Source organism: Rhodoferax antarcticus ANT.BR (assembly GCF_001938565.1).
GTDB lineage: Bacteria > Pseudomonadota > Gammaproteobacteria > Burkholderiales > Burkholderiaceae_C > Rhodoferax > Rhodoferax antarcticus.
In genome coordinates, this window is record NZ_MSYM01000013.1 from 408923 (window position 1) to 434028 (window position 25106).

Here is a 25106-nt window from a genome sequence, read left to right on the forward strand (position 1 = left end):
GTTCACATCATGGCCGAATATCAAAATTTATTTACTGCGGTGCAACCCTCAGGTGCTGTACATCATGGCGTCCCTCTGGGCAAGGGTAACGAACCTCGCTTTGGTCAGCCGGTTTTGTTCCATTTGCTGGGCCGGTTAGGTAACGCCCAAATTGGTCCTATCTATTTGGGGACATTGGGTGTAGCAGCCACAGTTTGCTTTTCATTATCATTTTTCATCATTGGTATGAACATGCTTGCTTCGGTAGGCTGGGATCCAGTGCAATTCATTCGCCAGCTATTCTGGTTGGCTCTGGAGCCACCTGCGCCGCAATATGGGTTGAGCATGCCCCCCCTGAATGAGGGTGGATGGTGGTTAATGGCTGGTTTCTTTTTGACAGCATCACTTATGTTGTGGTGGCTCCGTATCTATCGCCGGGCCCGCGAACTTCACATGGGGACGCATGTCGCCTGGGCCTTTGCGGCTGCCATTTGGCTCTTCTTGGTACTAGGTTTCTTCCGCCCAGTTTTGATGGGCTCTTGGAGTGAGGCAGTGCCTTTTGGCATCTTTCCGCACCTGGATTGGACGGCGGCGTTTTCGTTGCGCTACGGTAACTTGTTCTACAACCCGTTTCATGCGTTGTCGATTGCCTTCCTGTATGGGTCAACTCTGATTTTCGCGATGCACGGTGCCACTATCTTGGCGGTGACGCGTTTCGGCGGTGAGCGTGAAATTGAGCAAATTTTCGACCGCGGTGGTGCTTCCGAGCGCGCTGCACTGTTCTGGCGCTGGACGATGGGCTTTAATGCCACGATGGAATCGATTCACCGTTGGGCTTGGTGGTTTGCGGTTCTGTGTCCACTGACTGGCGGAATCGGTATCTTGTTGAGCGGTACGGTTGTTGACAACTGGTATCTGTGGTCGATGAAGCACGGTGTTGTGCCGCCGTACCCAGCGGTCTTCCCTGAGGTTCTCGATCCCGCTCTCATGACTGGAGTGAAACCATGAGCAAGATTTCTATTTCTTTTAAGCTGTTGACGTTGGGCGGCTTGGCGGTGTTGGCTGGGTGTGAGCGCCCAGTGCCAGATTCGGTTCAGTGGGGTTATCGCGGAACAGGGATGGTGCAGGTCTACAACCCCAGGCTGGTTGAAGCGAGAAGCGCAATCAACATCGTTCCTGTAGCCCTTGCTCCCGCTAGTCCAGATGGTCCTAGGGCAAGCCAGGTCTTTCAAAATGTCAAAGTTTTGGGTGATACCAGTGTTGCCGAATTCACCCGTTTGATGACTGCGATGACTGAGTGGGTGTCGCCCAAAGAAGGTTGTAACTATTGCCACAATCCCGACGATTTCGCAGACGACAACATTTATACCAAAGTAGTGTCTCGACGCATGCTGGAGATGACCAGGCACATAAATTCCGATTGGACGACGCACGTTGCAGCGACCGGTGTGACCTGTTATACCTGTCATAGGGGGCAGCCTGTACCCAACGAGATTTGGTTTAAAGAGGTTCCCCAGGCAAACGTCACAGCTTTGCTCGGTAATCGTGCTGGTCAAAATCTGGCGGTGACCTCTGTGAAATACGCGTCGTTGCCGAGTGATCCATTCACGCCCTTCCTGTTAGAGGCGCAACCTATTCGTGTCATCAGTTCGACCGCGTTGCCAGCTGGAAATAGGGCGTCCCTCAAGCAAACGGAGTGGACGTACAGCTTGATGACGCACATGTCGTCGGCGCTGAACGTTAATTGCACATACTGTCATAACACACGCTCATTCGCAGAATGGGAAGGACCTCCCCAGCGAGCCACGGCTTACCACGGTATCCGCATGGCGAGAGACCTGAATGTTGCTTACATGGAGCCACTGACAGGCGCGTTCCCGGCCAATCGGCTTGGTGCTCTGGGTGATGTCGCGAAGGTTAACTGCGCCACGTGTCATCAGGGTGCCTACAAACCGCTGAATGGCGCGCCTATGTTGAAAGACTATCCAGAGCTGGTGGGGCCACGTCCACCCGCAACGGCAGCAATGGCTTCGAATTAGGCACGCTGAAACCAGGGGTGATCATGTGCGAACCACTCAAGCGCGCTCTTCTCGGATTTGTCAGTTGTGCCGCTATTGGATGAGAGCATCGTAGTATGAACACAATGGTAAATCCTGCTAAAGAGATTTCTGGTGTCGTGGTGGTCCTATTGGTGGACTACCTGACTCAGCATCGCGCGTGGGGTTGGATGCGGCTTGTTCAGGGAGCCGTCGCACTCAAAGATGTCCCTGGATTGCTGTTTGTTAAAGTGATGGGAAGCGGCCACGGGGGCGGATTTGGGCTGCGTCCCAGCGGTAGTCACCAGGGTTTAATTTGTCTTTTTGAGGATCAACGCAAGGCATCTGATTTTTGTGACGGCGAACAGGTTCGCGGCATCATCTGTCATGCGCGCGAGCATTGGTTGGGTATGCTGTCAGTTACCTCCGCCAGAGGTCATTGGGACCAACAGGCGTGGGGAGTAACTCCTGATAGTTGTTTATCGACAACTATTGCTTATCACGAACTTGAAGTTGCGTCCGAGCCCGTTGCTGTGTTAACCAGAGGCGCGATCCGGCCGGCCAAGGCTCTCGCTTTCTGGCGTTATTCCCCCGCTGCCCAAGAACAGTTGAGCAAGTCTTCAGGCTGCCAGTTAGCAATGGGACTGGGCGAAGCGCCCCTGCTACGTCAGTGCACCTTCAGCCTCTGGACCGATACGGAATCGATGCAAGCGTATGCCCATTCAGGTGCACACAAGCAAGCCATTGGTGCCGTCTACAAAAATGACTACTTCGCTGAGTCCATGTTTGTGAGGATGCACGTTTTGTTTATGTCTGGTCAGTGGCAGGGAAAGTCGTACGACCAAGCGCTTGAGGTTCACCATGGCTGATAAGCGCGTTGTTGTGGTTGGCGCTGGCATGGCGGGGCTGGTAGCCGCTCTGCGGTTGGCACACCAAGGGCTGCAAGTTACGGTGATCGAACGTAGTCAGGTGGCCGGGGGAAAGATTCGTGCGCAAGAGATCGATGGACAGTTCATAGACGCGGGTCCTACGGTGTTCACCATGAAGTGGGTCTTTGCTGAGCTGATGGCGTCAGTAGGTACTGACCTTGATCGCGAACTCCAGCTAAGCCAGCTCTCCGTGATTGGGCGCCATTTTTGGGACGACGGTAGTGCGCTTGACCTGTTCGCTGATGCGAAGGCGAGCGAAGCCGCCGTCGAGATGTTTGCTGGCGCTGCTGAAGCAGAACGTTTCAGAAAGTTTTGCGAAATGACATCGGCGCTTTACAAGCACTTAGAGGCGCCTTTCATCCGTTCGCAGGTAAAAAATTTGCCTAGGTTCATGCTGTCTCTTGGTCCAAAAGGGTTGGCGTTGATGGCCAGCGTTGGTCCAACGCGCACGATGTGGGATAGTTTGGGCCGTCATTTTTCTGACCCACGTCTTCGCCAACTGTTTGGTCGGTATGCAACCTACTGCGGCTCGTCGCCTTGGCAAGCGCCAGCCACTCTGAATTTGATCGCTCAGGTTGAAATGGACGGAGTTTGGTCGGTGCAAGGCGGAATGACAGCCTTGGCGCAGTGTCTTGTTCGCCTTTGCAAGCAAAACGGTGTTCAGTTTAAGTACAACACCGAGTGCCAAGAGATCCTTGTCAAGGATGGCAAGGCGGTCGGTGTTCTGTTGCCAGATGGCGAAGTTGAAAAAGCCGATGTGGTCATTTTTAATGGTGACGCGGCTGCACTGCGTCAGGGTTTGTTGGGTGAAAAAACCTGCCGCGCTGTGCCGCCCCGAACTGGCCAGCGGTCATTGTCGGCAGTTACCTGGTGTGTGTCGGCCAAGGCAAGAGGCATCAAACTGGATCGCCACAATCTGTTTTTTGGGCGGGACTACGCATCCGAGTTCAATGATATTTTCACGCGAAAGCGTTTGCCCGAAGACCCAACCTTGTACGTGTGCGCCCAGGATCGAGGAACAGGACTAGATTTCGAAGGGCCTGAAAGAATGTTGTGTTTGGTCAATGCACCAGCCGTTGGAGACGACGATGATGGGGCATTAGCGCCCGAGTTTCTGGACAAATTGCAAGAGCGTTCGTTCCAGCGGGCAAAAGACTGTGGTTTGCAGATGTCGCTAGAAACGCAGCATGTGGTTCGATCGACACCTCGTCAATTTCATCAACGTTTTCCCGGTACCGGGGGAGCACTTTACGGACAGGCAACACACGGATGGCTGAGCATATTTTCGAGACCCGGGTCGATCAGCCCGATACCCGGACTGTATTTGGCGGGCGGGAGTGTTCATCCGGGGCCGGGAGTTCCGATGGCAGCAATGTCAGGGCGTCTTGCGGCAGAGGCGATCATGGAGAACCTCGGTTTGACCAGTCGGTTCCACATGGAGGGTACCTCTGGTGGTACATCGATGCAATGAGTGACGACGGCAAATTCGGTCTGAGCATCATTGCTTTCGTTGGTAGCGTTTTTTCGCCTTATTACGCCTGGGCCAATCGAAAAACTGCTGCTGACCCCGAAAATTTTTGCGCGTTGAACGTCGCTTTGTATAGTCGGCACCACAAGCGGTGGTGCATGACGGAGCGTGGTCGTAAGTACACAACACGTGACGCGAGCCGGTTTGTGGTTGGCCCAAGTCAGCTTGAGTGGGATGGTACAAGCTTGAATATCAGTGTCAAAGAAATATCTGCCCCGATACCGCATCGGATTACTGGTCATATCCGCGTCGAGCCGCTGCGTCTGTCTAAATTTAGCACCCCTTTGGATGCCAATAGCAAACATCATTGGGGCCCCTTGGCGCCTTCAGCTCGCATTGAGGTTGACTTGGCTGAACCAGGCCAAAAATGGAGTGGTACGGCTTATCTCGACTCTAACGAGGGAGTTGAGCCGATTGAAAACGCTTTTCACGAATGGGATTGGTCTAGGAGTGCGATGCGCGATGGTAGTACGGCTGTTTTATACGATATGACGTACAAAGATCGCAGCAGTTCTTTGCTGTCGTTGTTGTTCCGCCCAGACGGTACGGTGGAGCCTTTTGAGGCACCATCTCGTAAAGTGCTGCCGCGCACAGGTTGGCGTGTATCTCGCGGTATTCGCAGCAGTTCAAGCGTCGATATTCACGAGCAGCTTGAAGATACTCCTTTTTATCAGCGTTCCCTTTTGCGTAGTGAATTACTTGGCGAACGTGTCACCAGTTTTCACGAGTCACTGTCAATTCCCCGGCTTGTTTCCCCAGTTGTACGCGCTATGCTGCCTTGGCGCATGCCTAGGAGGTTTTGATGGACATCATTCATCTGGCCGCCAATTCAGATTATTTAATTACGTTGTCATCTTTTGACTTAGATCATCAAAAGAGGGTTGTTGAGAGCAGCAACATCAGAGACAATAAAGCAGAATTTTTAGCCATTCCGGCTTTAAGTAACCCTCGTGCGGGTTTTGCACGTTGCAAGGAGAATAACCATGTCTGATATAGACAAAGTATACCCAACGGGATTGACCATCGCCGAATCTCAAGAGATTCATTCAAGTCTCATCCAAGGCACGCAGATTTTCGGCATGATCGCCGCATTCGCCCATCTGCTCGCCTACATTTACTCACCTTGGCTCAAATAAGGAGATAAGATCATGATTTACAAAAATATGTGGATATATGTGAAGCCCTCAACAGGTGTTCCACTTTTTCTAGCGGCAGTCGCCGTTGCCTCATTCTCTGTTCACTTGGCGCTCGCTATTAATGCGCCATGGATTAAGGTTTTCTTCGGCGACAAGGCGGCGGTAGCTGCTACTGCTGATGCAGTACCTGCTCTGCCAGCTGCGGTCGTGGCGAAGATTTAATTCATTCGCACCGTCATTCGATCGGGATCTTCGGATCCCGTTCCTTTTAAGATGAGCCGCTTCAGTCAAAAATTGGTTTCAGCAGTAGTTACTGCAGGGCCCCGCTTTCTTCCTTTTGCGGATGCAGCAACGGCAGACTTGCCGTTATCTCGGTTGCTCCGGCTTTCTCTTTTTCAAATTTCAGTCGGCATGGCTCTGGTCATGTTGGTGGGTACGCTGAATCGCGTGATGATCGTTGAACTGGGTGTGCCAAGCGCACTGGTTGCAATCATGGTCAGCTTGCCTTTGCTTTTCGCGCCACTCAGGGCTTTGATCGGGTTTCGCTCCGATAAACACCGTTCGGCGCTGGGCTGGCGGCGTGTCCCCTACATCTGGATGGGCACCTTGCTGCAGTTTGGTGGTTTTGCCATCATGCCGTTTGCTCTATTGGTTCTGTCAGGTGGTGGAGAGTCTGCAAATGCCCCAGCCTGGATTGGTCAGCTAGGTGCTGGTGTGGCTTTCCTCCTAGTAGGTGCCGGTCTTCACACCACTCAAACGGTTGGTTTGGCGCTGGCTACAGATCTTGCACCCGTCGAATCACAGCCCAAGGTGGTTGGACTGATGTACGTCATGCTGTTACTTGGCATGATCGGCAGTGCTTTTGTGTATGGGCAACTGTTGTCGGATTACAGCCCTGGGCGGCTTGTTCAGGTGATTCAGGGGGTCGCTTTAGTCACCATGATTTTGAATGTGACGGCACTCTGGAAACAGGAAGCGCGGCACTCGGGACGCTCCAGCCAAGTGGACCTAGATGAGAGTTTTACAGATGCGTGGAAGAGCTTTGCCAGTGGTGGCCAGGCCATGCGCCGTTTGTTCGTCTTAGGCGTTGGAACGATTGCCTTTCAAACGCAAGACGTTTTGCTTGAACCCTACGGCGGGGACATTCTTGGGCTAAGTGTCTCTTCTACCACAACGCTCACCGCAACCATGGCCTTTGGCAGCTTGATTGGTTTTAGCTGGGCCTCCAAGGTTCTGAGTCGCGGCGTAGACCCTTTTTTGATGGCCGCTGGTGGTGTTTTGGTCGGCATTCCAGCGTTTATGGCGGTGATTGCGTCCGGACTTTTCCAGATACCATGGCTGTTTGCGCTGGGTGCGTTCTTGATTGGTTGTGGCGTCGGGCTGTTTGCACATGGCACGTTAACCTCCACCATGAACCTGGCACCGAAAGACAGGGCCGGTTTGGCGTTGGGGGCATGGGGTGCCGTGCAGGCTACCGCAGCTGGCGCAGCGATGGCATTCGGGGGGATCCTTCGGGACTTGGTTGCCAGTCGTCACGGCTCCCTGGCTGGCTACAATACAGTATATTTGCTTGAATTAGCGCTGCTTCTTGTCACGCTAGTGGTCATGATTCCGCTGATTAGAAGAACCAAAGCGGTCTTGGTTTGATTTAGTTTGTTTGTTGAGTAGTTTGGTCGTTAAATTTAACCTGAAGGAGTTCTTATGTTCAAAATTAGTTCTGTATTGATTTTCATGTTTGTGGTGTTCATCTTGTTTCTTGTCGCAAATTGGTTTAATCGTCCGGACGATAAATAAACCATTAAGGTATCTTGAAAGGCTTGGGATTGAGTTTCTCATTCTCAAGCCTTTCAAGTAGCGCTAATACTCTTTCGACACGGTGGGATACCGTTCTGTTGGGGAAATATTTCCGGTTAGCGCAGCCAACCATCTCTGATTGACAGCCATCAACTAAAAAACGGATCGCCTCAAGTGGATCGGGTTGTTCAGGGTCCGCGTAAACCCACCTCACTTGTGTCCATGCTCCTGCCAGCAAAACCAGCTTTCGCCTGGTACTGACGACTGTGCGCCGACTGATCGAGTCGAGTCCCTCTCGGCGAAGTTGGCGCCCAATTTCTCCATAAATTGAACTTGCAGCAAATATTGCAGCGCGGCAATCGGGTGGCAGTTCGGCGATGCCTGGCTCTGCCCGTTGGTACAAGGCGTCAGCTTCGTCGAGGAGTCGACCTATCTGTGACTTAACGATCTCTGTGGCCTGCGGGTCATCCAGCCATTGCAGAGCGTCTAGACCGGCCCCCTGCATCCAATCTAGTGGCAAATAGATTCGCCCATTGCGGGCGTCCTCTCCAACATCACGCGCTATATTGGTCATCTGCATGGCCACGCCAAGTTCACATGCACGGGCAAGAGTTGCGACGGACTGTGATCCCATGATCCAGCACATCATTGCGCCAACGGTCCCAGCAACTCGCGCGGCATAAGCGTGCAGATCTTCAATCGTCTGATATCTGCGTCCGAGCGCGTCCCACTCAAATCCCTCCAACAGGGCATCCAGAAATAACCTAGGCAAGTTGTGCTGCTGAACGACGAGTGACAACGCGTGATCTTCAACGAAATCTGCGGGCGTACCTGCGTAAATCAGATCAAGTCGATGTCGTAGGATTGCCAAGTTGGCGTGTACGTCGCCACCTTGGTCAACCATGTCATCGGCGACCCGACAGTAAGCGTACAACGCAGTTGCAGCGGCTCGAACACGCATTGGCAACAAACGGCTAGCTGCAAAAAAAGTTTTTGACCCCCCCTTCATCATGGCAATACATGACTTAAGGTCGTTTGATTCGTAGTCAAGCAAGGCTGTTGGCATGGGGAGTAACTCGGACAAGTGATTTGGATGTTGTTAGGAAAACGAAAGCACCCGATCCGGAATGGGTGTCGACACCCATTGAGTACAGGTCGGCAATGTCTTCGCTAAGGCTACATGGGCCAAAGAGGGTGCTTTTTGCTGGCGGCGGCTTAAGGTCACACGTCAGGCCTCTGTAAAGCAGTATCGGATCGGTGTGCCTTCGTGGCGCGCCGAGAAGAGTTGCATCGGCTTGCGTTGTGACACCAGCAAGCTTACAAACTTCATTCCGGTCGTCTGGGCGGCCTATCTGACTGAGCATTTGAGAGCTATAGCATCCGAAACTTACTCGGGGCGCTGCTTTCTGCTCGGCATAAACCTCATCAATAATGATAGCTACTGAAGCAAAGCTATCAAGGGCTTCTAGGCTTTTTGGCATAATTTCTACGGATTGCGTTTTCATCATCAATCCAAGCCCGGTTTATCGAGCATCGGATTGCGTTTTGGGCTGAGCGCCCAGCCCCAAAGCCGCTCCAGGGGCCAGGGCAGAACCATCATGGCGTGTTCCAAAATACCCAGCCCAAGCAGACTGGCCAAGAGGACCCAGCCAGTCGTGGCTTCAATCAGCCCTAATTGGGTCTGGGTAAGTATCCAAAGCCACACGGCCATAGCAGACGTGAATGAGAAAACAAACCAGGTGGTCACGCTTCGGGTGGGGAAATAACTTCCAAGGTAGCTAAGGTGACTCGGCAGGTATTGCGCGCCGTTTTGGGGAACACCGAAATACAGGTTGAGCTTGCCGCTGACGCGCATAAACCATAGCACTGAGAATGTGCACAAAGCGAGATGGTTGGGATGGTCACTTTGGATTAACCACAACAAAGCAAGATTGATAAGCAAGGCGACTTCGTGGTACAGGATGACATCCAATGACTGCTTGAATCGTGCCCAGCCCGTTGTACCAGGGCGCTGTGCAACCTTTCTTGGCCCTGTTATCCAGCCCGTGAGGAAAGTGAGTTCGTGCCATCCCCACATCACGATCACGCTACCAAAACCGAGATAGGCGTTGGCGACACTGACCTCTTGCATGCTCTCGTAGATGCCCCAAAAACTCAGCAAGAGCAGAACAGTCCAGCCGGTCAAACTCCACTTGAAGGTTTTTGGAGGGAGCCGATCCAGCCAAAGGATGACCCCTGTGCCAACCCACCAGCACATCGCAGCGTAAGCACAAGCCAGCAGGGTCTCACTTACCACGCAGGTTCCATGCGAACGTTGGTGGTCAATTGCTGCCTTTTGACGGGAAGAAGGTAGAGCCGACCAAATACCAATGCGGCATTCGACACGTGCCAAGCTTGTTTGAGTTTCCCTGCGACGCCCCCTTGCTTTTTAGAAAGATCAATATTCTTGGAAATCTCAAAAAGCTTTTCCAAACCTACCCGAAATTTGGGGTTATCAGTATCCAAGGCGATAGGAAAGACTTGCTTGGTGATTTGTGTGGTGATTCGGAAGACCTCAAAGTCATAAGACGCCGAGTCCAGGCCCATGGCCTCGTGAAGCATGGGGCGCGTATGGTCACGCACGAACATGGTTGCATACACAGCGAGCAGGAAAAATCGTACCCACAGCAAGTTGGGGCCGCGCAACAGATGTGGGTTAGCGCGCATGATCAGAGCAAATGATTCGCCATGACGGAATTCGTCGTTACACCAGCGCTCAAACCACCGGAAGATTGGGTGAAATCGTTTTTCTGGGTGGCGTTCAAGCTGACGGTAAATGGTGATGTAGCGAGCGTAGCCAATTTTTTCTGATAGATAAGTCGCGTACAAAATGTATTTGGGTTTGAAGAAGGTGTAGGCCTTTTCCCGCTTCAAGTTTCCCAGATCAATGCCAAGATCAAAATCACGCAATGACTGATTGATAAAACCGGCGTGACGCGATTCATCTCGCGCCATATAGGTCATCAGTTGCTTCAGATCCGGATTAGTGATGTTCTTGCGTATTTCGTTGTAAAGGATGCAACCTGAGTACTCGGAAGTCAGGGAACTCACCAAGAAGTCGATGAATTCCTGGCGCATCTCTTTGGATAAAAGCGGCATGGTCCGCGCGAACTCTTCAGCAAAAGCAGCATCACGCTGGAAGTGGTCGTGATTGTTGTCACCTTCATACTCGCGCATCATGATGTCCCACTCTTGGCGTAGCGGTTCAATGTTAATGCGATCGATCGCAGCGAAATCAGTGGTGTAAAACCTGGGGCTGAGCATGCTGCTCTGCACAGCTTTTTTATTGGCGTCTTTTGCTGTCTCGATGGTTTGTACGACTGTGTTCATAGTGTGTGCCCAGGATTGCTTACTTTTTTTTGAACTGCCGAAATATAGCTGAATTGGTCGGTCCAAAGGATTCGAGGTCTATTCGTTGCGATGTACTGGGGTCTGTCAGAGTGAGCCTGCCATCCGTGCGGGCAAGCACCACAAAAGGAGCCTCTGAACCTATGCCGCGCACCCTTCGCTCACGCGCCAACGCACGAAGAGTTCCACGTAAAAAGCCTTGTTCACCCTTGAAAACCGCTACTTCTTTGCTATCAGAAAAGTCTCGTGCCGAAATATTGCCCTCAGGCGTATCGACAAAAACCAGTGCCCGCTCCCAAAGCACGGGCGCGTCAGGGACTGTCCAACCTAGCCCTTGAAACCGGGCGAACGCCACCAACGCTAAGACCAAGATTAAAAAGCCGATCAAGACGCTGATGGGCTTGTTGATCGGCGGGCGTTTAATTTTGGGCGCCTTGGCTTCAATCATGCGGGTTGACCTTGTTGTTCTGCTTGAGTTTCGCGAGGTTCATAAGCGGCTTCACGTTGCCTTTTATCGAACTGGTTCACCTGCTGCCATGCGGATAACAAAATGCTGCTCACCTTGTCAACTTGTGCGATGCACCGCAGTGCGGGCTCTGGTTGCCCCACTTTCCAAGGTCTTGCATGCGGCCACAGGTGCAGCCAGGCAATGCGATCAGTGGGGTATAGGCTAAGAGCAAGGTCTCCAGAGCCGCCCTTGTAGTTTTTAATAGATGCACTTGCAATGCGCTGATGCGGCAAGTTAAAGGTTAGCGTCAAAACAATGCCTATACGCATGATCACACGCTTGTCCGTAATGGTGTACATCGTGGTTTTGGTTGAAAACCAGACCACTGCACCCAGCATGCTGAGCGCCAATGCGGCTATCAGCGAGCTTTTGACCAAAGCAGTGAAGATCTCACTGCTGGTTACGCCGTCGTTGACCAAGAAAATCCATTCCAGCGCAATCAAGCATAAGAAATAGATGCCTATTTTTCGCAGATGGAAAGCCTGTATAGCCAGGATAGACCAGCTAGGTGCACCTTGCCACAATATTTTTTCGTCCGAGGGCAAGAGTTCGGGCAGTCCAGGTGCTGCCTCGAACTCGTGCTCATGGGTTGCCTTCACAAGAGCGGTTCCGATCGGCTGGGATGCGCGTATAGCAGACCGGCTCCGAAATAACCCATGATCTTCTCTTCTTCAAGCAGCGTGATTTGTTCTGGGTTACGTGTTTTAGGCACATTGGCGAACTGATGCGACATCAGGGCGTTGACATGAACGCCCTTTTTGTTGATCCGAGCAAAGTTCATTGGGATCAAGATCCGGGTGCCCGTGTCCTTCAGCGCCACCTCAATGTAGCGGAAGATGGATTCCGATTGATCCACCCACATATCGCAAACTTCACCCGCGCTCTCTTTGTCTGCACAAAGCACTTGCATACCCCGCGGATCAACGTTTTGCTTGGCAACGTTATATTCTTTGGCTACCCGCAGCGGAACAATCTTGGCCGTACCTTCATAGGTCAGGTCAGGTTCATCAGCACGCATAGCCCACCCACCAGGTCCGACGCCTGCCAAGAGCGGATCGCCTTTGGGGACAATGGTGCCGCTATTCCAGCGGCTCGTCGGTTCAAAAGAATACTCGCCGTCCGGACGCTGCGGATCGGGCGCCACCATGTCGGGCCCATGACGCATCTTGTAAGTTTTGGGTTGTACCAGAGGCCATCCCGTCGTGATAGGTCCATTGGGTCGGCCCGGGTCCATAGGGTAACCCTCGCGGTGCTGTTCACGCTGAAGGTAATAAATCACCCCAGCAAAAAAAGCCCAGAAAACGTAAAGCACAAGCTGTGCAACGTCGAAAGATTTTGTAAAACCACCGAATTCCATGGCTAACTCCTTCAAAAAAATTATTGGGTGACCGAAACGATCTGACAAGAATCTGTACTGTGCTTCGCATACTTGACCAACGGCCCTATAGCAACCAGTGTGACGAACAATAAAAACATCTCAACGTGATAAACAACACTGTAGCTTGTGGACGGCACCGCAAAGGCACTCCCCATCCAACCATTAGCTGTCCATTGTGTAACAAGGTCGCGCAAAGCACCACCAAAAAACATGGAGAGGCCAGCAGCCATAGACTGCACTGCTCCCCAAGCCCCTAGTGCCAGTCCCACGTAGCCTCCACTTTCCATGCGCATAGCCGCAAACAGGGTCCCAACAGCGAATAGGCCACCGCCAAAACCAATGCCCATGGCGCCCATCCGGAACAGCCATCCTGCTTCCAACGGTGCAGAGAAAATAACGGCAGAGAAAGAGGGTAAGCCCAGCATCAGACCAAACGCAGCAATCAAAAGCGGATCTACACCACGCGCCAGTTGGCGGCCTGCAAGCAAGAAACCGACTAAACCGCCACCGGCCAGCATGGCAGTAAGAGCGCTCGTAGCACCCACACTCAAATGCAAAATTTCACCACCGTACGGTTCAAGAATGATGTCTTGCATATTGAAAGCCATGGTTCCCAGTCCGGTGGTCCACAGAAATCGCCTTGCGTTGGGCTTATTAATGAATGCTATCCAGACCTCTTTGAAGGAAGGGGTGATGACTTTTTTTCTGTCAGCAGCGCGTTGTGGGTTTCTGCCTTCTTGTTTCCAAAGGGCAAAAGCGTTGACAAACAAAACGAACACGGCGGTTCCCTGGATCACCTGAACCAAGCGATTGGGGCTGAAATCGGCCAGTACAAAACTAAAAACTAAGCTGCCAGCGACCGCTCCCAGTAATAGCATGATGTACATCATGGCCACCACGCGGGGGCGAGTTTCTTCGCTGGCCAAATCTGTGGCCAGAGCCAAACCTGCAGTTTGTGAAGTTTGTAAACCTGCGCCGACCATCAGGAATGCCATAGCGGCCACGCCTTGGGAAACCCACCACGGCAGTGGAATCTCACCTTGGCCAGAAAGCGCAAGCAGTGCAAAGGGCATAAACGCCAAGCCAAGAAACTGCATCAAGGTGCCGCCCCACATGAAGGGCACTCTCTTCCATCCAAAAGCTGACAGGTGTGTGTCTGATTGGTAACCAGTGATGGCCCGAAAGGGCGCGACCAAGAGAGGAAGCGCGAGCATCAAAGAAACCAAAGAAGCGGCCACACCCAGTTCAACGATCATGACCCGGTTGAGGGTGCCGATCAATAAAGCCGTGGTGACGCCCATCGTGACTTTGAACAACGAAAGACGAAGAAGGCGGGGCAGGGGAAGACCTGCGCTGGCGACATCCGCAAAAGGCAACCATTGCGCAGGAATGCGCTTGGCCAGGCTTTTGAAGGTGTTGGCTCTCACGATTTCACCCACTCCATAGCCTGTGATTGGTAAAAACCGCTCGAAATACGCTGTGTGCGTGCTGAAGACCATGGCGTCAGCGTAGCGTGCGTTTTCATGAGGGCAGAGATCTTTTCCTCGGCCATGGGTTCCAGCCAAGGCGCACGGTCACCCCTGGGGAAAATGCGACCAATAGATATCATGAGCGACAGCAGTGGCGTGCGCGGTGCGAACGTGAAAAGTATAGAGGTAGACGTGCGCTCAGCCAGCTTGGACAGCGCGCTGACAGCGTCGTCGGTTTGGTAGTGAATGATCGAGTCCATGGCCACCACGTGGTCGAAACGCCCAAGCTCCGGATCCAACATGTCACCACTACGAAAGTCGATTTTGCTGGCGACCTCTGGTGCCAGGCGACTCCGCGCCAAATCTACCAAAGTGGGCGACAGGTCGATCGCAACCACTTCTGCTCCTCGGCGTGCCGCTTCGACGGACAGAGCGCCAGTGCCACACCCAGCGTCCAGCAAACGCAACCCGTGCATGTCTTGAGGAAGCCAGGACAGCAGCGTGTTTCGCATGTTGTCCCGGCCTGCACGAACTGTGGTCCTGACGCGGCCAAGCGGTGCGTCGGATGTCAACTTTTCCCAGGCAGAGACAGCCGTTCTATCGAAATAGGTTTCGATCTGACCGCGCCGCTCTTGGTAAGTGTTTTCGTTCATGGGTGTCTTCAGTCGAAACCCAGCAGGTCAAAAATATCTCGATCTTTCATGGGTATGGCCGGCAGCGGATCAGAGCCAATCCACAGGCTAGCGGCCAAGCGCATGTACTCATCTTGCACCGCTTTTACCGCTGGTGTGGCTTCCATTTCAAACAGCGTCGATTTTTTTAGTCGGCTACGGCGGATCTCGTCCAGATTTGGAAAATGTGCCATGGTTTTTAGCCCGACAACCGCGTTGAACTTGTCAATCTGGTCAGTTGCATCACTGCGGTTGGCTATAACACCTCCGAGTCGCACCTTGTAATTCTTGGCTTTCGCGCCAATAGCCTGAACAATGCGGTTCATGGCAAATATGGAATCAAAATCATTGGCTGTGACGATCAGTGCGCGGTCTGCGTGTTGCAGCGGTGCAGCAAATCCACCGCAGACCACGTCGCCCAACACATCAAAAATCACGACATCTGTTTCCTCCAGAAGGTGGTGCTCTTTGAGTAACTTGACAGTTTGACCGACGACGTAACCGCCGCAACCTGTACCAGCGGGAGGCCCGCCAGCCTCAACACACATTACACCACTGTACCCCCGGTATACGAAGTCTTCGACGCGCAACTCTTCAGCGTGAAAATTAACAGCCTCCAACGCATCTATGACCGTCGGCATCAGCTTTTTGGTCAAAGTAAACGTTGAATCATGCTTGGGGTCGCAACCAATCTGAAGAACCCGCTTGCCCATCTTGCTGAAGGCCACCGACAGGTTGGATGAGGTGGTGCTCTTGCCGATTCCACCTTTCCCATAAACGGCAAATACTTTTGCGGTTCCAATTTTCAGGGAAGGGTCGAGTTGCACCTGCATACTCCCCTCGCCGTCAGGCGGACGTCCACCATGCCTTATTGAGGACACCGGTATTGACGCGGTTTCATTCATGCGGGAACTCCTTCATAAACACCTTCAAGCCGATCTTCTAACTCTTCGCCAGCCAGTCGCAGCGCGTCCAAGGTTTCAGTACTGGGTTGCCAGTACTGACGGCGTGATGCTTCAAGCAGCCGGTTGGCGAACTTGGTAGACGCTACCGGGTTGAGCTGAGCAAGTCGCTCTCTCATCTCAGGGTCGAGAATAAAAGTTTGAGCCAATTGCTGGTAGACCCATGGCTGAACTTGTCCAGTGGTAGCAGACCAACCCATAGTATTTGTCAGGTGGACTTCGATTTGCCGAACGCCCTCGTAACCATGCTGCAGCATGCTCTCATGCCACTTGGGATTCAACATCCGGGTTCGGGTTTCCAGCGACACCTGTTCGGTCAGGGATCGAACGACACCCTCTCCTTGGGTCTGGTCACCGATATACACCGGCGGTGCACTGGCTTGACTACCTTCAACTTTGTGTTTAGCTTGCAGAACAGCTCGACTCACACCACCCAGGGTGTCAAAGTAGGTATCGATGCTGGTGACTCCCAATTCAACCGAGTCCAGATTTTGATAGGTGAGCGATACGCTGGCCAAGGCGCTTTGCAGCACGGCGTTGTTACGAACTGGGCGACCTTCCCGACCATACGCAAAGCCTTTTCGTTGCGTAAAGCAGTTTCCCAATTCGTCTTCGTCCTGCCAAACACTACTGTCAACAAGCAAATTGACGTTTGAGCCGTAGGCACCTTCAGCATTGCCAAAAACGCGCAAAGAGGCAGCGTCCATATCGCATCCATTCTCCGCCATGAAGGCTAGCGCATGCTTACGTATGTAGTTCTGTGATTCTGGCTCGTCAGCGGAGGCAGCCATGAAAGATGCCTCGGCCAGAAGTCTGATCTGCATGGGGAGCAGATCGCGGAAAATCCCAGAAAGGGTAATGACCACGTCGATCCGTGGTCGCCCAAGGTCTTCAAGTGACAACAACGCAGCGCCAGCGAGTCGACCATAGGTATCGAACCGTGGAACTGCACCCATCAATGCCAACGCCTGTGCCAGCGGACCACCCTCAGACTTCAGGTTGTCGGTACCCCACAGCACCATCGCGACGGTTTCAGGTAGCACACCATCGTCATGAACGTAACGGGCAATCAGCTTGTCACTCTGCTTCTGTGCGTCTTTTACGGCGAAAGCAGACGGAATATGAAAGGGATCGATGCCGTGAATATTGCGTCCTGTGGGCAAAATATTGGGGTTTCTCAACAAGTCGCCACCTGGTGCGGGTGCAATGTAGCGGCCATCCAGCGCCTTGAGCAAACCTTCAATTTCACTGTCTTGCCCCAGAAGATAGTTCGTCATGACCAATTGCTTGAGAGACTCAAGCTGGGCAGGGTTCAAATCTGTGGACAGCGGCATCAATGCCTTTTCTGAGGCCCCATCCACCAAGCTTTCGAGCAGCGCCGGATTTTCAATGCCCATGGCCTGCGCCAACGCGTTGAGCGTTGACAGGCGTTGATCGCGGGTTGGCTTTCTGCCAATCACATGCAAGCCTTCGGGGATAAGCGCGTATTCCAATTCCAGAATTTGCGCTTGCAAGGTGTTGATCCAAGCGATATTTCCCCCAACGGCCTGAGCTTCTACAAGTTCGGGGGTTAGTTCAGGCACGCTTAGGTCCATGGCGGCAGCCTGCTCATGCAGCATCAATGCAAGCTCTGGCCGTTCTTTATCGGCACCAGGCTCAATAGCCCGCCAACGTTCTAATGACTGTTTAAGTTCAACCAAGCCCTTGTAGAGGCCCGCCTGAGCAAGGGTAGGAGTCAGGTAGCTGACCAAGGTTGCTGCAGCACGACGTTTCGCCAAAACACCTTCAGAGGGGTTATTTGCAGCGTAAAGATAAACGTTGGGTAGAGCGCCAATCAGCCGCTCTGGCCAACAATTGCCAGACATACCCGCCTGTTTGCCCGGCATGAACTCCAGTGCACCGTGCGTGCCAAAGTGCAAAACACAATCTGCATTGAAATCTTGTTTCAGGTAACGGTAAAACGCGCTGAAGGCATGTGTTGGTGCTGACCCAGACTCAAATAGCAAGCGCATCGGATCACCCTCGTACCCGAAACCGGGCTGCAAGGCAACCAGAACTTCACCAAACTGCGCACCAAGCACGAAGATATTCTGTCCGTTGGTCAAGTGCTTGCCCGGAGCGGGGCCCCATTGCGCTTCTATTTCATTCAACCATGTCTCTTGCCTGACATGCTGCTCTGTGGGAATCAACGCATGTACATTGGCGTCTGTTCCATACTGGCTCGCGTTGCCTTTTAACAAAGCATCACGCAAGGCATCGACGCTGGCAGGAACTTCCACCCGATAACCCTGCTTTGAAAGAGAAGTCAGTGTATTAAACAAAGACTCAAAGACCGATAAAAACGCGGCGGTACCAACAGCACCGCCATTAGGCGGGAAGTTAAACAAAATAATGGCCAGTTTGCGACTCTCGCGTTTGGTACGGCGCAAGGCGACCAACTTTGAAACTCGGTCGGCGAGTTTCTCCACTCGCTCAACGCAGGCATACATATCTTCCGTTTTGTTCTCGGCGGTGAATTTGCACAGGCGAACGCAGCCGGCACAAACAGCGCCCTCCGCGCCCGGACGGCCGCCATAAATCATGGGAACTGTGGAGCCGTCAAGTTCAGGGATGGCGACCATGATGGTACTTTCCACCGGCAGCAGTCCCCGGTTGGATCCGCCCCATTGGTCCAAAGACTGAAACTCCAAGGGGTGGGCGGCCAGATAGGGTACATCTAGGCTGGCCAGCACAGATTCAGCTGCTTTGGCATCGTTGTAAGCAGGGCCTCCAACCAAAGAAAACCCAGTCAGGGAAACCAATGCATCAATGTTGACCTTGCCACCTGATTTGAAGAACTGCTCGATGGCTGGTCGTGCGTCAAGGCCACTCGCATAGGCTGGTATCACGCGCAGGCCCCTAGTTTCAAGGGTGCTGATCACGGCGTCGTAATGCGCCGCGTTTCCTGCCAGAACATAAGAGCGCAATAGCAACAAACCGACGGTAGGTTGCTGCTTGGATGCCGCTGGTAAATCACTCAGTTTGTCGGAAAGCTGGTATTTCATCCGCGGGTGGTAAACACCAGTGTCGGGGTATTCCACCGGATCTTGCGGGTTCACAAGGTCGCGCAGACCCTGGCGTGGCCCATGAGCGTAGCGCTTGATGAGCATCTGAACCATGTTGTTCACGTTTTGCTCAGAACCAGCTAGCCAGTAGCGCATGGTCAGGAAAAAAATTCGCAGGTCTTGGGCTGTGCCTGGGATGAATCTAAGTAACTTTGGCAGCCGTCTGAGCATGGCCATCTGTTTGGCTCCAGCATCGCTGCTGGACTCTTCTTTCTTCAAACCTTCCTTGGGCGTGGGGCGCAATTTTTTGAGCAAACCAACCAGGCCGCCTGATTGACCTCCCATGGTGAATTTCCCCATGCGGGTCAATTGCATCACCGGTGGCGCAGACATGATGCAAACCATGGCGTCGCAGTGGTCGCGCCGTGCTTTAAGTGCGTCCAGTACAGGTAAAAAATGGTCTTCCATGAACAACATGGAGACGATGACCAAATCCGCGCTGCCAACATCCGATATGCTGCTCGCCAATGCGTCAGAGCTATCCCTCCAAGCGGCTGCGCTGTGTATACGGAAACTCAATCCAGGGATGCTTTTCCGTAATGCCTTGGACGATCGCTCTGCCGCACTTGCCAGATGGTTGTCCATGGTCAGCAAGACCACTTTCATGGGTGTCTGCGACATAGTTCGCTCAACGGCTGTAGTGTGCTTTTGCGTCATATAGTGTCTCCACCGTAATGGTACTCAGGCCATGTTCCATAGCGAAACGCTCCGTATTTCTGCGTGCTTTACCGCGTACAAAGAACGGTATTTTTCCAAGCTCTTTCTCAGCATCTGTGCTCCAGGCGGTCGCAGTTATTGGTGCAACCGCTGTGCTCGGGACCAGAATTTGATCACTTACCGATTTTTGAGGCGGTGGTGCTTCTGTTGGTTGAGCACGAACCGAGCCCAGGTGCGATGGGGCTACACCATCATGAAACTCAAAATCTTCCCGGAACATGCCCAGCAAATGCTCTTCCAGCCCCATCATCAGCGGGTGCACCCATGTGTCGAATAAAACATTGGCACCCTCGAAACCCATCTGAGGCGCGTAACGCGCCGGATAGTCTTGGATATGCACAGGTGCAGAGATCACCGCACAAGGGATTCCCTGTCTTTTGGCAATATGGCGCTCCATCTGAGTGCCCAAAATCAACTCAGGGTGAAGGTTCTTGATTTGCTCTTCCACCAACAAATAGTCATCGGTGATCAGCGGCTCAACGTTGTACTTCTTGGCTGCATCCCTGACTTCACGTGCAAACTCCCGGCTGTACGTGCCCATGCCAACAACTTCAAACCCCATTTCTTCCGTGGCAAACCGGGCTGCAGCAACGACATGCGACGCATCTCCAAACAAAAACACACGTTTGCCAGTTAGGTAAGTTGAGTCAACTGATCTGGAGAACCACACCGAGCGGGCGTTCTTTTCGAGGTCAGGGGGAATCTCCACACCGGCCAAGGTGGCAACTTCTTGGATGAATTCACGCGTCGCGCTGACCCCAATGGGCATCACTCGGGTGTAGGGCTGATTGAATTGACGCTCCAACCAGAGTGCAGTGGTGTGTGCCACTTCCGGATACAGGACAACGTTGAAGTCGGCACGGGCCAAATTCTGAAGATCCTCTACCGACGCAGCCCAAGGCGCTGTCACTGCAACTTCTACGCCTAATGCCTGCAAGAGCTGAGAGATTTCGCGCACGTCGTCTCGGTGTCTGAAACCAAGTGCGGTAGGGCCCAAAATATTGCAGCAGGGCTTGTGCGGTGTTGCGGCCGCGCTCTTGTCTGGTGGCTTCACCAAATGCCTGGCGAGTTGGTAAAAAGTCTCTGAAGCGCCCCAGTTTTCTTTACGCTGGTAGGCAGGCAACTCCAGGGGAATCACCGGCACTGGCAAACCCAGCGCCAGGGCAAGCCCACCGGGATCATCCTGAATGAGCTCGGCCGTGCAAGAGGACCCAACCAAGACTGCCCGTGGCTTAAATCGATCAAAAGCACTTGCCACGGCGTCTTTGAACAGCTGCGCTGTGTCACCACCCAGATCCCTGGCCTGAAAAGTGGTGTAGGTCACCGGCGGCCGCCTGGGCAAGCGCTCAATCATGGTGAATAACAGATCCGCATACGTATCGCCTTGCGGCGCATGCAGCACATAGTGAATATCCGTCATGGCCGTCGCCACACGCATTGCGCCCACGTGAGGTGGGCCTTCGTAAGTCCAGAGGGTAAGTTGCATGTGCGTGATGTCTAGGCAACAAGTTTGAGTTTGCGAAGCAAGGGCCGGCTGAACAGGCCAGCCAAGTCGCCTGCCTGTTCGTACCCTTGAATCGGCGTGAACACCAGTTCAATCGACCATTTGGTGGTAAAGCCTCGTGCCTCTAGAGGATTGGCCAACCCCAGCCCACAGACAATCAAGTCGGGCTGATCAGCGTCACACCGGTCCAATTGCAGTTCAAGTGATTGACCTTCGCTCAAGCGCGTGCTGCTCGGCAACTGTTCAAGTTCTGGCGCCATGATTTGGCGGTGAAGGTAAGGCGTCCCTACCTCCAGTAGTTTCATATGCAGTTCTTGGTAAACGAACCGTGCAAGCGGAATTTCAAGCTGTGAGTCAGGGAGGAAGGTGATGCTTTTGCCTTCCAGTTGAACCCGGTGTCGCGCCACTGATTGCTCTGCACGCTGTCTTGGCGCGCGGGTAGCGTTTTCAAAATGCTGCGCATCAATGCCAAACGCTTGGGCGGCGACTTGTAGCCATTGGGTGGTGCCCTCTGCGCCTAGCGGAAAAGGCGCACTGAGGCGCTTGATGCCTTTGGCTTCCAGTTGCTTGGCGGTATCTGCCAAAAAAGGCTGAGCCAGCATGCACACAGTTTCGGGGCCTATGGCGGGTAGCGCTGTGCTTTTGCGAGGGGGGAAGAAATCGAATTGTTCGATGCCCATTTTGCGAAGTAGTGCGCCCAATTGATCTTCCACGACATCGGCCAATGTGCCAACAATCAGCAGGTGCTTGCCGCGAATGCTTCGAGTCGCAAGCGTGGGAACCAGCGCGGCCAGGCAAGCGTCCTCGCCTTCAGTGAAAGTGGTTTCAATGCCACTTCCCGAATAGCTGAGAACCCGCGTTTGTGGCATGTGCTGTCGACCCAGTCTTTCTGCCGCTCGAGTCAGATCAAGCTTGATCACTTCTGAGGGGCAAGAACCAACCAAAAAAAGCAACTTGATGTCCTGACGGCGGGCCAACAATTCGGACACGACCCGATCGAGTTCATCGTTTGCATCGGCAATACCCGCCAGATCGCGCTCGTCGATGATCGCGGTGCCGAAGCGTGGCTCGGCAAATATCATCACGCCCGCTGCTGACTGAATCAAATGTGCACAGGTTCTGGAGCCCACCACTAGAAAGAACGCATCCTGAATTTTGCGGTGGAGCCAGATGATGCCTGTCAGGCCACAAAAGACTTCCCGCTGTCCTTTTTCAGATAGCACGGGTGTATTCGTGCAGCCGAGCGCTTCTGCGTTTTGAATAGGAATCATGGTGCTCATGCAGCACCTCCTGGTTGCACGTGAAGCCGAGTTTTTTCGGCGTTGTCCAATGACATGCTTTGAGCTTGTAGCCGCGCAGCGCGCAGCTTGAGTACGAATTGCCCAGCGTTGATGCAATAAGCGGCATACGCAGCAATGGCCAGCCAAAGTTGCTGCGTTGGCTGGAGCGTGCCGGTCCACCATACATATAAGTAGGTGGTGTGCAACGCAAGTACCAACATGCTGAAAACGTCTTCCCAGTAAAAAGCCGGTGCAAACAGGTACTTACCAAACACTACTTTTTCCCAAATGCAACCAGTCACCATGATGGCGTACAAGGTCAAAGTTTTGACCACCACCGAGATCAGCGCCGCAGATTCACCTTCTCCAGTGACCAGGCAGCGAATGACCAGGCCAAGACTGATGAGAAAAATCAAAAATTGAACAGGAGCCAGCACGCCTTGCACCAATGTCCATACGGACTCGTCCCGACGGCGTTTCTGCTCAGGGGTGTACAGCATGCTGGGGCTTGAAACTGAATGGGTCATGTGAACAAGTGGAGCAAGTGAGGGGAACTTCAGACATTCACTGTAGCTCCTGACAGCGAAAGTGTCAACATAACTTGACGTTCTTTATTTTTTTACATTGATTGGGTTTACCAGTAGAATGAATTGCAGGTAGCAGTTAAAACTTGCAGATCCACAGTTGCGAGCAAGGTTGCATGGAATCTCTTACCTCACGCATGTCCACGGGTGCGGTCAAATTGATTTTGGAGCGGATCGGTTTCAGCAGGAAATTATGTCTTCAATTCAGGCTAGCTTAGGCCTTAGTGTTTTTGACTTTACGAGAGTTGAAGCTTTTGCTCAGTCCTGCTGGTGCCGGCAAGCACTAGGATTAGGGCAGGTGCAGGGTTTGCCGGGCGAAGGCTTACCGCTAGGTGAAATCTATCTAGATGAATTGGTGTGCGTCGGCCGTGTTTTGGGAAAGCAGTGGTCTTCTAACCAGATCGACTTGACCGAAGTAACGTTCGAAATCCATTGTTTGCAGCAGATTCTCTACCAATTCAGCCTGCAATTCATGCGACAAACCGCTTATAAGAGCAACGATTACCGAGTCATCTTCTTTGCGACACCCAAGCCGCGACATAGCTTTGCCATCGTTGTATTGGTCACTCAGGGTGCTGATTTGCTGTGTGGTTATTCCTGGTACCCACCGCTCTTCGTGTTTCAACATGTTTAAGAGTTGCAGTCTGTCAACGGAACACCCTAAGCTGAAAAAATATCGAACCGACGACATCAACCCACTTTGACGCGCCCACATGAAGCTAGGTAACTTGACCGAAGATGCTTTTACACGTTTGGTCCGTGCGGCATTCGATATTGCGTTCGTTCTTGACAAGGATGGTGTGATTGAAGATGTTTCGGTCCGTAAAGCGGAGTTACTGGCTTTAGGTTGCCAGTCTTGGGTGGGACGTTCCTGGGTTGACACCGTGACCAGCGACAGCCATATCAAAGTTAAGGAAATGCTTGCTGCATCACAAGATGACAATGAGGGCTTGCGCTGGCGTCAGGTTAGTCACGCCATAGATAAAGGTGCTGATGTACCCGTTCAATACGCAGTGTTGCGCTTGGGTGATGGTGGCAGGTTTCTGGCGCTGGGTAGTGATATGGAAGCGATCGCAGTATTGCAAAGAAGGCTGATAGAGACGCAGCAATCGATCGAGCGAGACTATTTGCGTTTGCGTCACATCGAAACCAAGTACCGCATTCTGTTTGAAACCGGCAGCGAAGCCGTTTTGCTGGTTGATGGCTTAAGTTTCCGGGTGCTAGATGCGAATTCCAGTGCCCAGGTGTTCGTGAAGGACAGCAATAAAAAGCTCATTGGTCGCGACATCACAGACTGTTTCGAACCCGCATACAGGGATGAGATTCAATCTCTGTTGCGTATGGCCCACGCTACCGGTCGTGTGGAGACGTGCTGTGCCAGATTTGTCGGTGCTAGCGGCGACTGCACCGTATCGGCATCCGTGTTCAGGCAGGAGAGTGGCCCGCATTTTCTGCTTCGTCTGCTGCCGCACGGCCTGGTGGCTAAGCCCACATCAGCAGCGAATCAAGAATTGCTTTTCAGTGAGGCGATGGAGCATTCTCCTGACGGGTTTGTGCTCACAGATAGGGCTGGCGTTATCAAGTCTGCCAATGCCGAAATGATGACCATGCTGGGCGTCACCGCCATGTCGCAGTTGCACGGTCAACCTCTTGAGAATTGGCTGGTCCGTGGAGGCGTTGACTGGGGCGTGTTGCTGACCAATTTGCGCGCACAAACCGTTGTCAAGGATTTCTCGACGGAACTCAGGGTGATGGCGGGATCGACGATTGCGGTGGAGATTTCGGCACTCACGCTGAACACCGATCAAGCCTACTATGCTTTCTACATTCGCGACGTTGAACTCGCCCGGGTAAAAGAGACGCCCGTTGTCGGCGGCATGGTGAATTCGGTGGCAGAACTCTCCAAACTGGTGGGCCGCATGCCGATGCGTGACATTGTGGGTGAAACGGTTGACATGATTGAAAAGATGTGTATTCAGTCTGCACTGGAAATGACCCGAAACAATCGGGCGTCCGCTGCCGAGATGCTCGGTTTGTCCCGGCAAAGTCTCTATGTCAAGCTTCGGCGGTTCGAAATGGTCAGTGACATGGAAGTCAGCAGCATTCACTGATGACTATTTCGCCAGTAAAGTGTAAGTAT

Annotated in this window: 25 protein-coding genes; 11 read left to right on the forward strand and 14 right to left on the reverse strand. The window is 52.9% G+C overall.

The window, feature by feature from the left end; translation table 11 throughout:
- The first annotated feature begins 9 nt into the window (after positions 1–9).
- The 9 genes from pufM to BLL52_RS10705 all read left to right on the forward strand — a co-directional run bounded on the left by pufM (position 10) and on the right by BLL52_RS10705 (position 7255).
- Complete coding sequence (pufM, locus tag BLL52_RS10670; protein ID WP_075586643.1) at positions 10–987, forward strand: photosynthetic reaction center subunit M; 978 nt, start codon at positions 10–12, stop codon at positions 985–987.
- Positions 984–2018: a photosynthetic reaction center cytochrome PufC gene (gene pufC, locus BLL52_RS10675; protein ID WP_075586644.1), complete on the forward strand. Its 1035-nt coding sequence runs from the start codon at positions 984–986 to the stop codon at positions 2016–2018. The genes pufM and pufC overlap by 4 nt, the downstream gene beginning before the upstream one ends.
- Before the next feature lie 95 nt (positions 2019–2113).
- Positions 2114–2884, forward strand: a complete 771-nt coding sequence (locus BLL52_RS10680) for a hypothetical protein (RefSeq protein ID WP_083633898.1) — start codon at positions 2114–2116, stop codon at positions 2882–2884.
- Positions 2877–4415 (forward strand): 1-hydroxycarotenoid 3,4-desaturase CrtD, encoded by a 1539-nt coding sequence (gene crtD, locus BLL52_RS10685; protein ID WP_075586645.1) that lies wholly within the window; start codon positions 2877–2879, stop codon positions 4413–4415. Before BLL52_RS10680 ends, crtD begins: the two co-directional genes overlap by 8 nt.
- Positions 4412–5275: a carotenoid 1,2-hydratase gene (locus BLL52_RS10690; RefSeq protein ID WP_075586646.1), complete on the forward strand. Its 864-nt coding sequence runs from the start codon at positions 4412–4414 to the stop codon at positions 5273–5275. The genes crtD and BLL52_RS10690 overlap by 4 nt, the downstream gene beginning before the upstream one ends.
- Complete coding sequence (locus BLL52_RS20365) at positions 5275–5463, forward strand: hypothetical protein (RefSeq protein WP_139313366.1); 189 nt, start codon at positions 5275–5277, stop codon at positions 5461–5463. The genes BLL52_RS10690 and BLL52_RS20365 overlap by 1 nt, the downstream gene beginning before the upstream one ends.
- On the forward strand, positions 5456–5608 hold the full coding sequence (gene pufB, locus BLL52_RS10695) for a light-harvesting antenna LH1, beta subunit (protein ID WP_075586647.1): 153 nt from the start codon (positions 5456–5458) through the stop codon (positions 5606–5608). The genes BLL52_RS20365 and pufB overlap by 8 nt, the downstream gene beginning before the upstream one ends.
- Positions 5609–5620: 12 nt before the next feature.
- A complete protein-coding gene (locus tag BLL52_RS10700; RefSeq protein WP_075586648.1) occupies positions 5621–5830 on the forward strand; it encodes a light-harvesting protein in 210 nt (69 codons plus the stop codon).
- Between the two features lie 51 nt (positions 5831–5881).
- A complete protein-coding gene (locus tag BLL52_RS10705; RefSeq protein ID WP_075586649.1) occupies positions 5882–7255 on the forward strand; it encodes a PucC family protein in 1374 nt (457 codons plus the stop codon).
- Positions 7256–7406: 151 nt separating this feature from the next.
- On the opposite strand, the gene BLL52_RS10710 is transcribed toward BLL52_RS10705, so the two are convergent.
- Genes BLL52_RS10710 through bchF form a run of 14 tightly spaced genes read right to left on the reverse strand, consistent with a single transcriptional unit; the run spans position 7407 to position 22909 of the window.
- Positions 7407–8468: a phytoene/squalene synthase family protein gene (locus BLL52_RS10710; RefSeq protein WP_075587195.1), complete on the reverse strand. Its 1062-nt coding sequence runs from the start codon at positions 8466–8468 to the stop codon at positions 7407–7409.
- Positions 8449–8907, reverse strand: a complete 459-nt coding sequence (locus BLL52_RS20370; RefSeq protein ID WP_139313367.1) for a hypothetical protein — start codon at positions 8905–8907, stop codon at positions 8449–8451. The genes BLL52_RS10710 and BLL52_RS20370 overlap by 20 nt, the downstream gene beginning before the upstream one ends.
- Positions 8908–8909: 2 nt before the next feature.
- Entirely contained in the window at positions 8910–9698 is a 789-nt protein-coding gene (gene puhE, locus BLL52_RS10715) for a putative photosynthetic complex assembly protein PuhE (RefSeq protein WP_075586650.1), read from the reverse strand.
- Entirely contained in the window at positions 9692–10771 is a 1080-nt protein-coding gene (gene acsF, locus BLL52_RS10720; RefSeq protein ID WP_075586651.1) for a magnesium-protoporphyrin IX monomethyl ester (oxidative) cyclase, read from the reverse strand. The genes puhE and acsF overlap by 7 nt, the downstream gene beginning before the upstream one ends.
- A 19-nt stretch (positions 10772–10790) precedes the next feature.
- Positions 10791–11237 carry a photosynthetic complex assembly protein PuhC gene (puhC, locus tag BLL52_RS10725; protein ID WP_075586652.1) on the reverse strand — a complete coding sequence of 149 codons (447 nt, stop codon included), beginning with the start codon at positions 11235–11237 and terminating at the stop codon, positions 10791–10793.
- Positions 11234–11896, reverse strand: a complete 663-nt coding sequence (puhB, locus tag BLL52_RS10730; RefSeq protein WP_075586653.1) for a photosynthetic complex putative assembly protein PuhB — start codon at positions 11894–11896, stop codon at positions 11234–11236. The genes puhC and puhB overlap by 4 nt, the downstream gene beginning before the upstream one ends.
- Positions 11893–12654, reverse strand: a complete 762-nt coding sequence (gene puhA, locus BLL52_RS10735) for a photosynthetic reaction center subunit H (protein ID WP_075586654.1) — start codon at positions 12652–12654, stop codon at positions 11893–11895. Before puhA ends, puhB begins: the two co-directional genes overlap by 4 nt.
- 20 nt (positions 12655–12674) lie before the next feature.
- Entirely contained in the window at positions 12675–14102 is a 1428-nt protein-coding gene (locus BLL52_RS10740) for a PucC family protein (RefSeq protein ID WP_241839123.1), read from the reverse strand.
- Positions 14099–14797 (reverse strand): magnesium protoporphyrin IX methyltransferase, encoded by a 699-nt coding sequence (gene bchM / locus BLL52_RS10745; protein WP_075586656.1) that lies wholly within the window; start codon positions 14795–14797, stop codon positions 14099–14101. Before bchM ends, BLL52_RS10740 begins: the two co-directional genes overlap by 4 nt.
- 8 nt (positions 14798–14805) lie before the next feature.
- Positions 14806–15720 (reverse strand): ferredoxin:protochlorophyllide reductase (ATP-dependent) iron-sulfur ATP-binding protein, encoded by a 915-nt coding sequence (gene bchL / locus BLL52_RS10750; protein ID WP_075586657.1) that lies wholly within the window; start codon positions 15718–15720, stop codon positions 14806–14808.
- Positions 15717–19538: a magnesium chelatase subunit H gene (locus tag BLL52_RS10755; RefSeq protein ID WP_075586658.1), complete on the reverse strand. Its 3822-nt coding sequence runs from the start codon at positions 19536–19538 to the stop codon at positions 15717–15719. The genes bchL and BLL52_RS10755 overlap by 4 nt, the downstream gene beginning before the upstream one ends.
- Complete coding sequence (bchB, locus tag BLL52_RS10760; RefSeq protein ID WP_075586659.1) at positions 19510–21084, reverse strand: ferredoxin:protochlorophyllide reductase (ATP-dependent) subunit B; 1575 nt, start codon at positions 21082–21084, stop codon at positions 19510–19512. Before bchB ends, BLL52_RS10755 begins: the two co-directional genes overlap by 29 nt.
- An 11-nt stretch (positions 21085–21095) precedes the next feature.
- Positions 21096–22382 (reverse strand): ferredoxin:protochlorophyllide reductase (ATP-dependent) subunit N, encoded by a 1287-nt coding sequence (locus BLL52_RS10765; RefSeq protein WP_075586660.1) that lies wholly within the window; start codon positions 22380–22382, stop codon positions 21096–21098.
- Positions 22379–22909: a 2-vinyl bacteriochlorophyllide hydratase gene (gene bchF, locus BLL52_RS10770; protein ID WP_075586661.1), complete on the reverse strand. Its 531-nt coding sequence runs from the start codon at positions 22907–22909 to the stop codon at positions 22379–22381. The genes BLL52_RS10765 and bchF overlap by 4 nt, the downstream gene beginning before the upstream one ends.
- A gap of 250 nt (positions 22910–23159) precedes the next feature.
- Here bchF and BLL52_RS10775 point away from each other — a divergent pair, with 250 nt between their 5' ends.
- Both BLL52_RS10775 and ppsR read left to right on the forward strand, forming a co-directional pair.
- The gene (locus tag BLL52_RS10775) at positions 23160–23600 is read left to right on the forward strand and encodes a hypothetical protein (protein WP_075586662.1); all 441 of its coding nucleotides are present in this window, start codon (positions 23160–23162) and stop codon (positions 23598–23600) included.
- Between the two features lie 94 nt (positions 23601–23694).
- Positions 23695–25077, forward strand: a complete 1383-nt coding sequence (gene ppsR, locus BLL52_RS10780; protein ID WP_241839124.1) for a transcriptional regulator PpsR — start codon at positions 23695–23697, stop codon at positions 25075–25077.
- The last annotated feature ends 29 nt before the right edge of the window (positions 25078–25106 follow it).